Source organism: Halomonas sp. NYA30, assembly GCF_976980765.1.
In genome coordinates this window covers 3646763-3661813 of record NZ_OZ334477.1, presented here as the reverse complement: position 1 = coordinate 3661813, position 15051 = coordinate 3646763, and the positions used below count along the sequence as shown (strand labels likewise).

14 protein-coding genes and 4 pseudogenes are annotated in these 15051 nt (G+C 55.0%); 8 read left to right on the top strand and 10 right to left on the bottom strand.

The features are described 5' to 3' along the window. Positions 1-15: 15 nt before the first annotated feature. The 3 genes and pseudogenes from ACWI0H_RS17080 to ACWI0H_RS17070 form a co-directional block, all read left to right on the top strand. Positions 16-297 (top strand): annotated as a pseudogene (locus ACWI0H_RS17080) (IS3 family transposase); the annotation flags it as partial. Positions 298-311: 14 nt separating this feature from the next. Beyond that, the gene (locus ACWI0H_RS17075) at positions 312-1112 is read left to right on the top strand and encodes a TniQ family protein (protein WP_485874038.1); all 801 of its coding nucleotides are present in this window, start codon (positions 312-314) and stop codon (positions 1110-1112) included. 518 nt (positions 1113-1630) lie between these two features. Beyond that, entirely contained in the window at positions 1631-2536 is a 906-nt protein-coding gene (locus ACWI0H_RS17070) for a hypothetical protein (protein WP_485874037.1), read from the top strand. 126 nt (positions 2537-2662) lie between these two features. Here ACWI0H_RS17070 and ACWI0H_RS17065 read toward each other — a convergent pair whose 3' ends face one another. From ACWI0H_RS17065 to ACWI0H_RS17050, 4 genes are all read right to left on the bottom strand, one after another. After that, the gene (locus tag ACWI0H_RS17065) at positions 2663-2884 is read right to left on the bottom strand and encodes a hypothetical protein (protein WP_235976140.1); all 222 of its coding nucleotides are present in this window, start codon (positions 2882-2884) and stop codon (positions 2663-2665) included. Between the two features lie 87 nt (positions 2885-2971). Next, on the bottom strand, positions 2972-4504 hold the full coding sequence (gene lnt, locus ACWI0H_RS17060) for an apolipoprotein N-acyltransferase (protein ID WP_485876254.1): 1533 nt from the start codon (positions 4502-4504) through the stop codon (positions 2972-2974). 4 nt (positions 4505-4508) lie between these two features. After that, complete coding sequence (lspA, locus tag ACWI0H_RS17055) at positions 4509-5006, bottom strand: signal peptidase II (RefSeq protein WP_008958331.1); 498 nt, start codon at positions 5004-5006, stop codon at positions 4509-4511. A 3-nt stretch (positions 5007-5009) separates the two neighbouring features. Continuing rightward, positions 5010-5906 (bottom strand): cation efflux transmembrane domain-containing protein, encoded by an 897-nt coding sequence (locus ACWI0H_RS17050; protein WP_485874036.1) that lies wholly within the window; start codon positions 5904-5906, stop codon positions 5010-5012. Positions 5907-6001: 95 nt separating this feature from the next. On the opposite strand from ACWI0H_RS17050, the gene cadR (ACWI0H_RS17045) reads away from it, so the two are divergent. Then, on the top strand, positions 6002-6409 hold the full coding sequence (gene cadR, locus ACWI0H_RS17045) for a Cd(II)/Pb(II)-responsive transcriptional regulator (RefSeq protein WP_485874035.1): 408 nt from the start codon (positions 6002-6004) through the stop codon (positions 6407-6409). Between the two features lie 173 nt (positions 6410-6582). Here cadR (ACWI0H_RS17045) and ACWI0H_RS17040 read toward each other — a convergent pair whose 3' ends face one another. Further along, positions 6583-7668 carry an OprO/OprP family phosphate-selective porin gene (locus ACWI0H_RS17040; RefSeq protein WP_101146777.1) on the bottom strand — a complete coding sequence of 362 codons (1086 nt, stop codon included), beginning with the start codon at positions 7666-7668 and terminating at the stop codon, positions 6583-6585. 281 nt (positions 7669-7949) lie between these two features. On the opposite strand from ACWI0H_RS17040, the gene ACWI0H_RS17035 reads away from it, so the two are divergent. Beyond that, entirely contained in the window at positions 7950-8678 is a 729-nt protein-coding gene (locus tag ACWI0H_RS17035; RefSeq protein ID WP_035566949.1) for a TorF family putative porin, read from the top strand. A 505-nt stretch (positions 8679-9183) separates the two neighbouring features. On the opposite strand, the gene ACWI0H_RS17030 is transcribed toward ACWI0H_RS17035, so the two are convergent. Both ACWI0H_RS17030 and ACWI0H_RS17025 read right to left on the bottom strand, forming a co-directional pair. Next, entirely contained in the window at positions 9184-9504 is a 321-nt protein-coding gene (locus tag ACWI0H_RS17030; protein WP_164834383.1) for a hypothetical protein, read from the bottom strand. A gap of 351 nt (positions 9505-9855) precedes the next feature. Further along, positions 9856-11217 carry an IS1380 family transposase gene (locus tag ACWI0H_RS17025; RefSeq protein WP_045812073.1) on the bottom strand — a complete coding sequence of 454 codons (1362 nt, stop codon included), beginning with the start codon at positions 11215-11217 and terminating at the stop codon, positions 9856-9858. A 101-nt stretch (positions 11218-11318) separates the two neighbouring features. Between ACWI0H_RS17025 and ACWI0H_RS17020 the strand changes: the two are divergent. Beyond that, positions 11319-11447, top strand: a pseudogene (locus ACWI0H_RS17020) (TorF family putative porin); the annotation flags it as partial. A gap of 14 nt (positions 11448-11461) precedes the next feature. Next, positions 11462-11623, top strand: a pseudogene (locus ACWI0H_RS17015) (TorF family putative porin); the annotation flags it as partial. Between the two features lie 35 nt (positions 11624-11658). Here the strand turns inward: ACWI0H_RS17015 and ACWI0H_RS17010 are convergent. The 3 genes and pseudogenes from ACWI0H_RS17010 to ACWI0H_RS17000 all read right to left on the bottom strand — a co-directional run bounded on the left by ACWI0H_RS17010 (position 11659) and on the right by ACWI0H_RS17000 (position 14384). After that, a pseudogene (locus ACWI0H_RS17010) lies at positions 11659-12950 on the bottom strand (ISL3-like element ISPpu12 family transposase). 21 nt (positions 12951-12971) lie between these two features. Next, positions 12972-13484 carry a signal peptidase II gene (gene lspA, locus ACWI0H_RS17005; RefSeq protein WP_035565177.1) on the bottom strand — a complete coding sequence of 171 codons (513 nt, stop codon included), beginning with the start codon at positions 13482-13484 and terminating at the stop codon, positions 12972-12974. Between the two features lie 3 nt (positions 13485-13487). Continuing rightward, complete coding sequence (locus ACWI0H_RS17000; protein WP_004574643.1) at positions 13488-14384, bottom strand: cation efflux transmembrane domain-containing protein; 897 nt, start codon at positions 14382-14384, stop codon at positions 13488-13490. Between the two features lie 95 nt (positions 14385-14479). Between ACWI0H_RS17000 and cadR (ACWI0H_RS16995) the strand changes: the two genes are divergently transcribed. Beyond that, on the top strand, positions 14480-14887 hold the full coding sequence (cadR, locus tag ACWI0H_RS16995) for a Cd(II)/Pb(II)-responsive transcriptional regulator (RefSeq protein ID WP_004364961.1): 408 nt from the start codon (positions 14480-14482) through the stop codon (positions 14885-14887). Positions 14888-15051 lie beyond the last annotated feature (164 nt).

Sequence of the window (15051 nt, the reverse complement as noted above, 5' to 3'; positions counted from 1 at the left end):
ATAACCGGGGCGGTTCAAGGTAGTCAGTACTGTTCCACGCGTTACCAATCGCTGCTTACCCGGCATGAGCTTACGTGCAGCATGAGCGCCAAAGGCAACTGCTATGATAATGCCTGTGCCGAAAGCTTCTTCCACAGCCTCAAGGTTGAAGCGATCCATGGGGAGCAATTTACAACGCGAAACGATATGAGGCGCCAGGTGTTTGAGTACGTCGAGCTGGACTACAACAAACAACGGCGGCACAGTGCTATTGGGATGATCAGCCCAGAGGCCTTTGAAGCCCGAATGATCGCTTAAACCAGTGTCCACTGTTGCTGGGTAAGATCAGCCGAAATCGAACTCGCCATGGAGGACAACAGATTTGTGCATTGTGTTTGGCAGAGGACTCAGCCCCCTACTTGCGCCGACACTGGCGATTCGCTTGGCACACTGGGTGCCGCTTTCATGGGGTGCAACTGATAGATGAGTGCCCGGTATGCAAGGCTCCTATAGAGCCTCATCGCCTGTCAGCGGAAGATCAACATTTAGCTCAATGCAGCCGGTGCCATGAGAATTTTAGAAAGGCAGTATGCACGTCACCTTTACCTGAAGCGTTCAGTTTCCAAGTGCTGGCTGATCGTGTTTTACAAGGGGATAGGGCGGCATTTGGGAACACCTCTATCACACTCGCGGATTGGTTTTCTATGGCGAGCTTCTTGGTTGGCGTTATGCGGCGCGCCAGTCGGCGGCCTACGTCACCCCTCGCGGGAGCGCTTCTGTCGTTAGGTATTCCCGTCGTGAATAACCGAATGCCTATATCTGGATTGGCGTTTGAGCTGTTGCCTATTAGCGAGCGGAGTGCTTTATTGACGGCGGTTGAGCGGTTAATGAGCATAGGTGTTGAGGAGGCGTTCAGGACGTTTGTCGCGTTCAATGTGAAAACGAGCGCGCTATTTGATCCTCGAAAGTCACCTCCCGTTGCACTGTTACCGATGCTATCACGATTATCTCATCATCCTCATGGGCCACATCGCCGCCGTGTTCAACCGGATCATCGCCCTGCATCGGAACGTGCTGTTAGAGCCTCTTGGGCGCGTTTAAAGCGCAGAATGAAAGCGGAGCCAACCTCTTGAAGCAACACAAAACGGTAGACTGCGATGAGTGTGGTCGAGAAGTCTCCAAATTGTGGCGACGCCATAAGGGGCATGGTTACTGCTCAACTTGCTATGCTCGTGAGTTTAAGCGGCGGATATGCCCACGATGTGGTGAGTTAGCTCGTTTGCCTAAGAATGACCCAGACGCCGTCTGTCGTCAGTGCGACGTCGACAAACCGTGTGCACGATGTGGAAAAGCCAGTTCAGACTACAACATCGGCAAGGTCACTCCCTACGGCCCTGTCTGTATCGCCTGCGCTCCCTATTTCAGAGAGCCAGAGTCCTGCGAGGAGTGTGGGGAATCCTCTCAACGTCTTACCCGAGTGACGCGTATGGGGCATGCTCATCGCTTGTGTCCACGCTGTGCGACGGCTGATCACGGTACCTGTTCTGCGTGTCGTCGACATCGCTTATTGGTGGTGGCACCCAACGGGGATGTGTTGTGCAAAGCCTGTAATGAGCGAGGGGAAATTGCCTGCCCATCGTGTGGTAATCCCATGCCAGCGGGTCGAGGCGATGCCTGTGAGCCCTGCTATTGGACGCGTACATGTCGTAAGCGGATCATCATTGGCCAAGCCGGTATCACCACCAAAGCGTTACGTGAGGCCTTTGGGGAATTTGGTGAATGGCTGATTCGTACCACAGGGCCGCATAAGGCTGCTCTCAAGATCAATCATTTCTTCTCGTTCTTCCTTGAGGTCGACCAGGCATGGTCACGGATACCGAGCTATTCGGAGCTGCTTCATCACTTCGGGGCGGAGGGGTTGCGGCGTGTAAGACTTCCTATGCGATGGCTGCATGAAGAGCAAGGGGTAGAGCCGGATCACCAAGCAAACAAGATCGACTCAGAGAAACGACGTATCAAAGCGTGTCTCAGGTCTATGCCGTCCGCTTCTTTATCAGAAAAAGCGCTGCATGCTTATTGGCAGCAATTAGAAACCCGTATAGAGGCGGGCAAAACGTCCCACACCTCCGCACGACTTGCACTAAGAGCGGCAGCCGCATTGCTACTCGCTACTGACCGGGAGGGGCAGCGACTTCCACAACAGGGCGATGTGGACAACTATTTGCAGGCGGTGCCTGGACAAGCAGCCTCGGTGACGGGGTTTACTAATTTCTTAAATCGCCAACATGCCACCACGTTGGCTCCTCGGGTGGATGTAAAACGGGCAAGAAAGCGGCGAAAAGAAACACTAGCCCGCACTCTGATGACGATGGCCCGGTGTGCTGATCAAGGAGAGGCCTGGAGAGAGGCATGGATCGTTGCTGCCATGGAGTATTTCCATGACACAAAAGTAACGCAGAAAATGCTTCGACAACAGACCGTAGAGCGGACGACAGACGGGATACAGGTGGTAGTGGGTGGCGTTACCTACTGGCTGCCTCTGGATATTGAGTGCTAAGACACTGATAGCGTGCAGTCACTTGGAGGGCCCCGCGACTCTGTAGGCGAATGTCGCCCCGCCGTTTGGACGGGGCTATGGCTCTCTACCTATATGCCAGGGCTCAAGGGGGTGCCAAAAGGCGTGTCATGACCGTTGAGATGACGTCAAAACCAGGTCTTCATAAATGCCCTTGATAGCCTTCTCTTCTGGGCTGTGGCGCTGTGGCTCCTGTTCCTGCTTTGGATGTAGTGGGGTTATAAGCCCGTTAGAGAGTGACAGGACATCGCTGAGCTGCTCGTAATCGAGGTTTACGTTATCGACATTGTATTGGTTAAGGCGTGTCATGGTCTCTGTGAGTGCGGTCATACTGTGCTCTTCTTCTCCAAGCGGCGGAAAGGCTTGAATCAGCGGCTGACCGCCTTCCCAACCTATCTTGATTTGCCAGGAGCATCGCTAGGTTCCTTTTTCATCTAATGCGTCGTTTTTTGATCGAGATAAGTTCAGTTTTAACCCGAGCAGCGTCAGTAAGGCAGCGAGTATCCAAGCGGGGCCACTACCGGTGCGTGTGAAAGGAGTTAGGCCCTGCATCGGGGTCACCTCGCCAGTTAAACTGGCCTGTTCAAACTGTGGGGCACGGGCTGTGACGTGACCTTGTGAATCGATGATGGCCGTCACGCCATTACTGGTAGCTCGAAGTAGGTGACGACCATTTTCAAGGGCACGTAGACGCGCCATTTGAAGATGTTGGTGTGGGCCAATGGAACGCCCAAACCACGTGTCGTTGGAAACCGTTAATAGCAGCTCGGCATTACGCGCCTGTTGGGCGACATGGTCGGCGAAAATGATCTCGTAACAGATAGCATTGCCAATGGTGGTTCCAGCCACGTGTAACGGAGCCTGTACGTCTGAACCAGGGGTCAGCCGGGGTGTTGGCAAGTCGAAAAAAGCAAGGGTGTCAGCGAGGAGGCTTTGGAATGGCAAATACTCGCCAAAGGGCACCAAGTGCGCCTTCTGGTATTCGCCTTGCACATCATTTAGCCCTATGACGCTGTTATAAGAGCGCCCTTCACTGTCGCGTTGCAAAATGCCGGTCAACAAGGCGGTGTCAGGCCCCAGGTCGGACGCTACTTGTTCCAGTATTTGCTGTGCTTCCTGCTCAAGCATGGGAAGGGCTGCCTCAGGCCAAACGATGAGGTCGATATCCCTTGCTTGCACCCGTGTCATCGTCGTGTAGATACTGATCGCTTCGCGCTGCCCTTGGGCAGTCCACTTAATGCGCTGATCAAGATTCCCTTGCAACAATGCCACCTGGATGGGCTTGCCAGCCGGGGTTGTCCATTGGGCGGGCAATAGGAATGGAACGATCCACAGGGCGGCCATTGGGACGAGGAAAATCCAGCGGCGACGCAGTACCTCTACCCCTAACGTACCTGTCAGCGCGGTCATGAGTGACAGCAAGTACACACCACCAACGGGCGCCCATGGGGCTAGTGGAGAATCTATCTGAGAGGTGCCCAGCAATAACCAGGGAAAGCCGGTGAGCAACCAGGTGCGTAGCCATTCGCTCACCACCCACATACCGGCAAAGCTAAGAAAGGCGAACCGTGGCCCCGTGATGCGTCGATAGAGCCCAAAGGGGACTGCAAAGAAGAGCGCCAGGACGCTAACAAATAGCGTGGTGAGGAACATCGCCATCAAGGCCCCGGTGCCACCGAAATCGTGAATAGCAACGAAGACCCACGACGTGCCTGAACCGAACAGGCCTACCCCATAACACCACCCTCGCAGGGTGGCCATGGCGGGCGTTAGCGACGCTATTCTCCAATAGACCAGTGCCACGCTCACTGGGCCAAGCCACCATAGGGAAAAAGGGGCGGCACTCAAGGTAGTCAGTACCCCAGCGGCGAGCGCTACAACGCAATCGACTATTGGTGAGCGTCGCCCAGCAAAAAACGTATATTCTTTATCTTTATCGACCACATCCATAGCGTTACTCAGTGCGCTTAAATGTAGGCCGCTCACGCCATAGCGCCACTGCGTATACCACGACACCTGCCAATAACGCGATATCAGCCAGGTTGAAGGCCGGCCAATGCCAGTCTCGCCAATAGAAATCAAAGGAATCCACAACATAGCCGCGAAAGACCCGGTCAATCAGGTTGCCCATGGCGCCACCGAGGATAAGACTGTAAGCGATGGCTTCTCCTTTATGACGATTTTCAAGGATCAGCTTGATCAGAAAAATCGAGACCACTACCGCGATTCCGATAAAAAAGTAGCGCTGCCAGCCTCCACCATTCGCAAAAAGACTGAATGCGGCACCGGTGTTCCATAGGTGCACCCAGTTAAAGAACGGGGTCACCGAAACATACTCGCCATAGGCCATTGATTGCTGCACCAGCCACTTTACAGCCTGATCAGACGCTGCCAGCAGGCCCGATATGGACAATAGGGCATACGGCGAGAGCTTTTTGCCAATAATGAGCATTATTTAACCCTTCAACGCCAAAATGCGTCTGGCACCGTTAAGTACAATGCCCCCCGCGATGGTGCCGATAATCAGATCCGGATAATTGGACCCGGTCCACGCGACCAGGGCGCCGGCGGTGATGACCCCCAGGTTGATCACCACGTCGTTGGCCGAAAATATCCAGCTAGCCTTCATATGAGCTCCGCCCCCTCGATGTTTGGATACCATCAGCAGACAGGCGGTATTGGCAATCAATGCGACGAATGCGATAGCCATCATCACCAGCGATTCAGGCTCACTACCGAATACAAAGCGTCTCACCACCTCTACGAGCACGCCCACAGCCAAGATCAGTTGCAGTACACCAGCAAGATGCGCGGCACGTACCTGCATTTTCACGCTATGTCCAACCGCATAAAGGGCAAGCCCGTACACCGCCGCATCGGCAAAATTGTCCAGGGATTCTCCAATCAGGCCGGTGGACTGGGCGATCAGACCGGCAGTCATTTCCACCACGAACAGAAGTGCATTGATGCCGAGCAACCAGCGCAGGGTTCCGGATTCTTGCTTAGCAGAAGCTGCCGAAAACTCGGCGGCCTTGATGGTCTCCGGATTTGCAGCGACGGTTTCCTGAAGCGAGGCGCCTAGCCCCAAGGTCTTCAGTTTCGAGGTGACGGGCTCAACCTCGCCGTCATGCACGACCTTCAGCCGGCGGTTCGACAAGTCGAAGGACAGCGCCCGAATCTCCTCAAAGCCGTTCAGGGCTAGGCGAATCATTCGTTCTTCTGATGGACAGTCCATCTTCGGCACGGCATAAACACTGACCCATCTCCCTGGCGCCTCGGAGGAGGCCTGTATATCGGTATCCGCTGCGGACGTTGCATCACCGCCACAGGCGCCACCACAGGATTTGCTCATGATACGACTCCACTTGAACAATGTTGTGGTACCATTTAAAACTATAAAGCTACTATAAGGTCAATAGAGTAAAGAATCCGTTGGGGAGGAGGCTGATGCGCATTGGTCAGTTGGCGCAGTTGGTAGGGGTCGAAACACAGACGATCCGCTTCTACGAACGGCAGGGCTTGTTGCCGCCGCCTGATCGGCAGGAGAACGGTTACCGTGTCTATACCGAGAAACACGTTGAGCGGCTGGCCTTTATTCGTCGCTGCCGCATCCTGGATCTGTCACTGGCAGAAATTCACGAACTACAGCGCTATCAGGACGACCCTCATCAGTCCTGTACCGCCGTCAATGCTTTGCTCGATGATCACATCTCTCATGTGCGCTCGCAGATAACCGCTCTGCAAGCGCTTGAGAAACAACTCGTTTCACTGAGAGCGAGTTGCAACGATGACCGGGAAGTTGAGGCGTGTGGGGTTCTTGCTGGAATTAGCGAAGGAAACATGCACCAGCAGTAGGTGAAGCATCAACCAGATAATCCGATGAGATGCCGGTCTGTCTCACTCTCATGCAAAGGTAAGATCAACCATTTAATCCGCTTACCCATTAATATCTGCCCAAAACCTGAGTATTTCATTAACTCTCAAGAACTATATCAAGCCGCAAACTCATTCAAGCGACCTCCATGCGGTCAAAATGCATATTGTAACCTCGCACGCACTTCATCTCCGCTAGCGCCATTGGCTTCTTCGCCATCCATGTAGCTCATTCCAAGTCGAACATTCTTGTTGGCGTAATAGTTAACGCCCAGTGTTGTTTGCTCACCGTCGGTCGTGGCCAGCCCCACATCACTGTATTTTCCGTCACCATCCTCAAAGCGGGCAACAACTTCCCAGGCCCCTTTGGGTGATGCCGGTTTTACCCGCTTGAATGCTCCGGCTTTGTAAGGACGGCTTTCGCCGGTGATGATCCAGCCAAGCTGTACGTAATAGCCATCAACATCCACCTGGCCTTCCTCGGAATCGAAATATTCGGCCTGGGCATGGAAGGGCCCGGAAGCGCCGGCCAATTCCAGATTAAACGTATCGACCTCATTGGCCTGAGTGTCGGCATCACGCGTGGTATAACCCGCACCAAGATGAACAACAGCATTATTCGTTTGAACGGGTGCAACCGTGCCCCGTGCGGTTACTGCCGTGTTATTGAAGTCGTCGCTGCCATCGCCGTCTGCCTCGAAATAGCCGATACCGTAGGTCCAGTTGCTGCCTTTGCCACTGAGCTGGATGCCGCCGCTGCGACCGGGGGTATAACGCTCGGTCATGGCGGATCGCTCAAGGGCCGAGATGTCTTTTGAACTCGTTAATTGTTCCAGGCCGAATGGCTCTTTCTGCTTACCAATAGTCACGGTTGCCGTCGAGCCAAATCCCAGGTAGCGAATGTACAGGTCCTCAGCGTTCCCGCCGTCGGCGCCATCACTCTCAGCCACGTTGAACTGGGCTTTGTACGCCCAGTCGCCAAAGTGGCCCTTGGCGTAGAGGCGTGCCCGGCGCACGTCGAAATCGGTAGTGTCAACACCGTTGGCGTCAGACTGCGTGGCGTCGTAATCCCATTGAAGGCGCCCGCCGAGCTGAAAAGACGCAGAATTGTCAGACGTTTTCACCTTGATACCGCTCTCGGTATCGATCACAAGGTCTTTGCCGCTGGTCGTAACAGTTCCGGCCTGTGCAGCAGAAGCGGCAGAAATCGCCAAAGCCAAGCCCAAATATTTCTTGCTCATGATCTGTCTCACCTTTTTGGTTTGCTTATGTGTGTTGAAGCGCTATTAAAGCCTACTTGGCAAAGATTACAGAATAGTTACAGAGAATGGCATCAAAACAGGGCGCCGGTCCGGGTCAGTGACAGGTTCTGGGGCGCTAGGTGTTGCGGTCGTTTTTCGGGGGCAAGCTCAGAATGCGCCGATTTGTCTCTATAATTATGATAAACAAGAATAAATAAGATGTGGCAGGAATTTTGCTAAATCATATTTGGAGCAATGAAACCCAACCGAAGGTATCCATTATGAAGAAGCAGTTTTTCACCAAATCAGGTTTTATCAGTATCACTTTGCTTGCAGCACTTCAGGCTGCGCCCGCCATTGTTAGCGCTGACGTCAGCTCAAATGTGAGCGCCAGCAGCAACTATCTGTTCCGGGGCGTCACCCAGACAGACGGGGCTGCGGCTGTCCAGGGAGGGTTGGATTATGAGCATGCGTCGGGCTTCTACGCCGGTGGTTGGGGTTCCAATGTCGATTTTGGTGACGGCACCAGCTATGAGCTTGATCTTTATGCCGGATTCTCCGGCTCTGTGGAAGAACTGGGTTATGACGTTGGGTACATTTATTATGCGTATCCTGACGCGCCGGGCTCCATCGACTTCGGCGAACTGTACGGCGAGATCAGTTATGGCATTGCGGCCATCGGCCTGGCCTACACGATCAACAGCGACACCAGTGGTGATGGGGTGTTCGTGCAGGGGGATGCCTATTACTACGCCTCTGTTGGGGTGCCTCTGGAGGACAGCTACAGTGCCGGTGTGACGCTTGGCTATTACGACTTCGCTGATGACGGCAAGGCTTCTGTCGGCGAGGCAAGTTATTCACACGTCGCCGCCAACGTTACAAAGGATGCGGGAAACTTCGGTTCTTTCAGTGTTAACGTGGAGTACGCGGACATTGAGTCAACCGACGCGCTTGGCTCTGTCAACTCGGATGATCCGAAGTTCTGGCTGGGTTGGAGCAGGAGTTTCTGATCGGCCAAGTGATCACAAGCAATTCAGATCCAGAATAAAAAGCCGGCCCAAATGACGGGCCGGTTTTTATTTATCATGCAAGAACCCACCATCGTGCGCCTGCCTTGACGCCCGGTGACTCGACATCCTCGCCCTTACCTCTGCCCCCCCCCTGCCGCCAAAGCTCATTTCTTATCCGGTGCCTGAATTTCAAACTGTATTAAAGGTTTGTCTGTAAGGTCGCTCCGGAATCCCACGCAAAAATGCTGACTCACTGACCTCAGTCAAACAGCCAGGATGATACTGAATGAACAAACGATTGTTGTTGTGCGCGATGATAGTTCCGGGAGCCTTGGCCGTCTCTCCCATGGTGTCGGCCCAGGCACAAGAGAGTGTGTCGCTGAAAGAATATCAGCAGGCCAAAGCCAGCCAGGCTGTTTCCCTGAACCAGGCCATGGTGATGGCTTTCGAGAACAGCCCGGTATTGGCTTTGAGGCGGGCCGCGGTCTCGATACAGCAGGGACAGTTATGTTTGATATTCGATTTCTACGGCCGACTCGTCTCCACAATGAATGAAGAGTTCCCCTTTCGCTGAATTTGAAGATGAAAACTGAAACCAACCACGGCCAGACTTTTCACGACCATCATCATTTCCAGACCAAGAAAACTCGACTCGCCCTCCATCATCTGGAATGCGGTAGTCGATTTGGCCCTCAACTGCTCCGAATACAAAAAAGCCGAGGCCATCTTCATCGAACTGGAAGTATCCGGGCTCGATAAGATCAACAAAGTCTTGATCCCACATTTCCATCCACTTAATTCGCCAGCGTCCAACGACTTTACTCAAACTACCTCCTTAAAACATAACAGTGATTATACGCCCTTCAACATAACACTATTGAGCGCGCCAGCATGATTATTGATGTTATATCGCCACTCAAACAGGCATAAACCACTGTTTCTAATACCTGAATCCGTGAAGCCGGCGCCGACACTTTCCCTATCACCGCCAGCGAGCACTTTTTGATCATTCGCCCCGTGCAAGTTGGCTTTCGCAAGCCCGTTATTGCCAAAACCCACCGTGCTGATCGGTGCTGACGGCCCGTTTTGTCATGCCTTTCCACCCGCCAGGCACGACATATCTGGCGATCGCGTGTCGCTTGGAACTGCTTGTGGATAGAGTGTCGCCGATTGACGGTCAGCATGGCGTTCCTCGTGGATAACGCAGTCGGCTCCGCAGCGTCTTGAGCACCGTCATGCGCCCGATATCCTGCCCGAAGTCGAGGATGATCTGCCGTGCCTTGTGAATCACGAGAGCCGCACGGTGCACCAGCTCTTGTAGCACGGTGCGCAGCCGGCGCCGCTTGGCCGGGTGGCGAACCGGGCTCAGCTCGCCGGTCATGCCCAGCTGTCCCATCAGGCGCAGGATGTTGTAGGCCAACTGGGCGAGATGCAGGATCAGATCGTTGGTGGCGAACTTGCCGGACGGCAAGCGCTCCAGGTCGAGATCGGTCTTGATCTCGCTGTGAAACTGCTCATGGGTGGCATGCGCCTGGTAGCGCTTGATCACCGCCTCCGGCGCCTCGTCCAGGCTGGTCCACCAGCCTTCCAACTCATAGTCCGGTTCGAGCAGCAACTGGCCATCGCGATCGGCGGTGCGCTCTACCAGGCGCATCACGCGTTGGACGACGTATTCGGTCTTGTTGTCGTCGTGGATCGAGACGGTCTGCAGCCACAGCGCCTGGCGCTTGCCAGGACGCAGCTCTTCCCAGTAGTCCGCCGCCACCGCCAGCCAGGTATCTCGATCAGCCGTGGCCGAGCCGCGCGGGTTCCATTTGACGACATAGTCGAGCCGGCGCCCCTCGTCGGCAAAGACCTGGCGCTGCTGTTCGAGAAGCGCCAGGTGCGCCTGGCTGTCGAAGCCGCTGTCCTCGCGTAACAGGATCGGTTGCTTGGTCAGGCCTTGGGTGCGAGGCAGCACCCGCTCCAGGAAGGCGTTGCTCTCCTTCATGGTGTGCTGCTTGCCAGGCCGCAGTTCCAGACCCAGGCACCACCCTTCGTTGCCCAGATAGGCGGCGATCGGTGTGTAGCCATCGACCTTCTGGTAGGTCCGCGAGACGCCTTCCTTCTTCGAGTTGCTGTTGTCCATGACGAAGGTGTCGATGTCCAGGCAGACGTGCGTCGTCTCGGCGGTGATCGGTGCTTCGATCAGTGACAGCAGGGTCGTGGACCAGGTGGCGGTGCGCGCCTGCAGGTCGTTGGCGGCAAGTTTCTCCAGCCGCTGTCGCAGCGTCGCCGCGCTCGGCACCTTCTGCAGGGTCAGCAGTTGTTGGAAGGGCTTGTCGCGGCGGAAGTTCTCGACAGCGTCATAGTCGCTCATGCCCAGACACAGCAGGCCCAGGTAGCTCTTGATCACGTCACTGGTGCGCATGCCCAGCGTGGTGGGGAAGCGGCTGTCGATGCTGTCGACGCCAGCGATCTCGAAGCATTGCCCGATGATGGACAGCCCGGCGTGGCTGGTGAGGGTGCGGCGACTGGCGCGGAACTTGACGTTGGGCATGGCACTGTCTGGGTGAATGGCGATATTCGCTATATTGCCATGCAGTTCAGTAGGTTAGAAGCATTCCTGGGGGCCGGTCTCACGGATTCAGGAGTATCACTTTGCTTGCAGCACTTCAGGCTGCGCCCGCCATTGTTAGCGCTGACGTCAGCTCAAATGTGAGCGCCAGCAGCAACTATCTGTTCCGGGGCGTCACCCAGACAGACGGGGCTGCGGCTGTCCAGGGAGGGTTGGATTATGTTATGAGCATGCGTCGGGCTTCTACGCCGGTGGCTGGGGTTCCAATGTCGATTTTGGTGACGGCACCAGCTATGAGCTTGATCTTTATGCCGGATTCTCCGGCTCTGTGGAAGAACTGGGTTATGACGTTGGGTACATTTATTGGGTATACGGATTTAATGGTTGATGGGGCACCTTCACCCCATCAATCTGATACCACCCTCAGATGGTTGATAGATCGACTCCGTAGTTGAGTTCCTCTGCGAAGTCCGGCAGTCCGTAACCGATGGTTTTCTTGTAGAAAGGAGAGACCTTCGCAGTCGGTGCCTTCTTCTTGTGCTTCGTGGTGTAGAGCATTCGTGCCCGCATCACCTCGAAGGAGTAACCGCGCCCTTCACGGTTCTTGTCCTTGGCCAGTCGGTTGATGGACTCCGTGTAAGCGTTGGTGACGGGCATGTCCGTCTCGAAGTAGGTCATGGTCTCTTCGCGCCAGTTTCCCACTGCCCTGACCAGATCGCTCCAGACTTCCTTTTGGCCCTTCGGGATGGTGGCTATCCACTCGTCCAGGGCGGCTTCTGCCTGGAGCCGTGTGATGGCGTCCCAGATGCCGTAGAAGCGTTCCTTGTGCTCGTAGGCGGCCAGCAGTTGCGGGAATGCGCCTGTCCAGGTCTCCATGATCAGCCGTTCCCGATCTGAAACTTCGTGAGCGCGTTTCAGCAGGATCTTCCGGTCGCCCTTGAGGGTTCGGCTCTGGGAGGGTTTCAGCTCCTTTCTGAGGCCCTTGCGCACCTTCTCCAGGGCATCGTTGGCCATGCGTACCACATGGAACTTATCGACCACGATGCGGGCCTGTGGCAGCACGGCCTTGACCGCTGCCCGGTAAGGGTTCCACATGTCCATGCTGACGATCTCGACCTTCTGCCGGTCTTTCAGCTTCATCAGGTAATTGGTCACCACGTCCTGGCGGCGGGTGGCCAGCAGGTCGAGCAGGGTTCGCTCCTCGATGTTGGTCAGGATGCAGCGGTAGCGCTTGTTCAGGTATAGCTCGTCAATGCCCAGGATGCGGGGCGTCTCGAAGCGGTGCCAGCGCCCCAGGAACTCGGCGCGGGCGTTGAAGATGTCGCGCACCGTCTTCTCGTCCAGGCCGGTCTCTGTGCCGCCACAAAGGTGTAGGGGTGGTTGAAGGATTCCTTCTCCACGTACTCATGCAGCCGCAGTGTCATACGGAATCCGTCCACCACCTCCGGTAGCTGGGGCCTGAATGTTGTCTTGCAGGCCCGGCAGGTGTATCGGCGGCGGACCACCCAGAGAGTGACCCGCTTGCCTTGGATGGGCAGATCACGATGGGGAACATCACGCTTGCCGAACCGCACGAACTCACCCTGCACGCCGCATTCCTCGCAGGCGATCGGATCGGGCACGTCCACCTGGAAGTGCATTTCGTCGTCGGTTGATTTGCAGCCCAGTACTTGGTATTGCGGCAGGTGAAGGATGTTGTCGGGAAGTTCGGTCATGGTGTTGTATAGGCGTAGGTGTCAGTCAGATCCATCCGGCTCGGCATTGGTGTTTGTTTTTTTACCCAAAAAGCTGCCGGAAACGAAAAGTAAGGCACCGAGGACAATTGCAATATCAGCCAGGTTGAAGGCCGGCCAATGCCAGTCTCGCCAATAGAAATCAAAGGAATCCACAACATAGCCGCGAAAGACCCGGTCAATCAGGTTGCCCATGGCGCCACCGAGGATAAGACTGTAAGCGATGGCTTCTCCTTTATGACGATTTTCAAGGATCAGCTTGATCAGAAAAATCGAGACCACTACCGCGATTCCGATAAAAAAGTAGCGCTGCCAGCCTCCACCATTCGCAAAAAGACTGAATGCGGCACCGGTGTTCCATAGGTGCACCCAGTTAAAGAACGGGGTCACCGAAACATACTCGCCATAGGCCATTGATTGCTGCACCAGCCACTTTACAGCCTGATCAGACGCTGCCAGCAGGCCCGATATGGACAATAGGGCATACGGCGAGAGCTTTTTGCCAATAATGAGCATTATTTAACCCTTCAACGCCAAAATGCGTCTGGCACCGTTAAGTACAATGCCCCCCGCGATGGTGCCGATAATCAGATCCGGATAATTGGAACCGGTCCACGCGACCAGGGCGCCGGCGGTGATGACCCCCAGGTTGATCACCACGTCGTTGGCCGAGAATATCCAGCTTGCCTTCATGTGCGCCCCGCCTTCCCGATGTTTGGATATGAGCAGCAGACAACTGGTATTGGCAATCAATGCGACGAATGCGATAGCCATCATCACCAGCGATTCAGGCTCACTACCGAATACAAAGCGTCTCACCACCTCTACGAGCACGCCCACAGCCAAGATCAGTTGCAGTACACCAGCAAGATGCGCGGCACGTACCTGCATTTTCACGCTATGTCCAACCGCATAAAGGGCAAGCCCGTACACCGCCGCATCGGCAAAATTGTCCAGGGATTCTCCAATCAGGCCGGTGGACTGGGCGATCAGGCCGGCAGTCATTTCCACCACGAACAGAAGTGCATTGATGCCGAGCAACCAGCGCAGGGTCCCGGATTCTTGCTTAGCAGAAGCTGCCGAAAACTCGGCGGCCTTGATGGTCTCCGGATTTGCAGCGACGGTTTCCTGAAGCGAGGCGCCTAGCCCCAAGGTCTTCAGTTTCGAGGTGACGGGCTCGACCTCGCCGTCATGCACGACCTTCAGCCGGCGGTTCGACAAGTCGAAGGACAGCGCCCGAATCTCCTCAAAGCCGTTCAGGGCTAGCCGAATCATTCGTTCTTCTGATGGACAGTCCATCTTCGGCACGGCATAAACACTGACCCATCTCCCTGGCGCCTCGGAGGAGGCCTGTATATCGGTATCCGCTGCGGACGTTGCATCACCGCCACAGGCGCCACCACAGGATTTGCTCATGATACGACTCCACTTGAACAATGTTGTGGTACCATTTTAAACTATAAAGCTACTATAAGGTCAATAGAGTAAAGAATCCGTTGGGGAGGAGGCTGATGCGCATTGGTCAGTTGGCGCAGTTGGTAGGGGTCGAAACACAGACGATCCGCTTCTATGAACAGCAGGGCTTGTTGCCGCCGCCTGATCGGCAGGACAACGGTTACCGTGTCTATACCGAGAAGCATGGTGAGGGGCTGGCCTTCATCCGTCGCTGCAGAATCCTGGGCCTGTCACTGGCTGAGATTCACGAACTACAGAGCTATCAGGACGACCCTCATCAGCCTTGTACCGCCGTCAACGCCTTGCTCGATGATCACATCTCTCATGTGCGGTCGCAGATAACCGCTCTGCAAGCGCTTGAGAAACAACTCGTTTCACTGAGAGCGAGTTGCAACGATGACCGGGAAGTTGAGGCGTGTGGGGTTCTTGCTGGAATTAGCGAAGGAAACATGCACCAGCAGTAGGTGAAGCATCAACCAGATAATCCGATGAGATGCCGGTCTGTCTCACTCTCATGCAAAGGTAAGATCAACCATTTAATCCGCTTACCCGTTGTTTATTAACACTATATTGCTTACCTAACATAATAATCTAACTCCCTTCCACAGCCTTCAGATCAAATATGTGG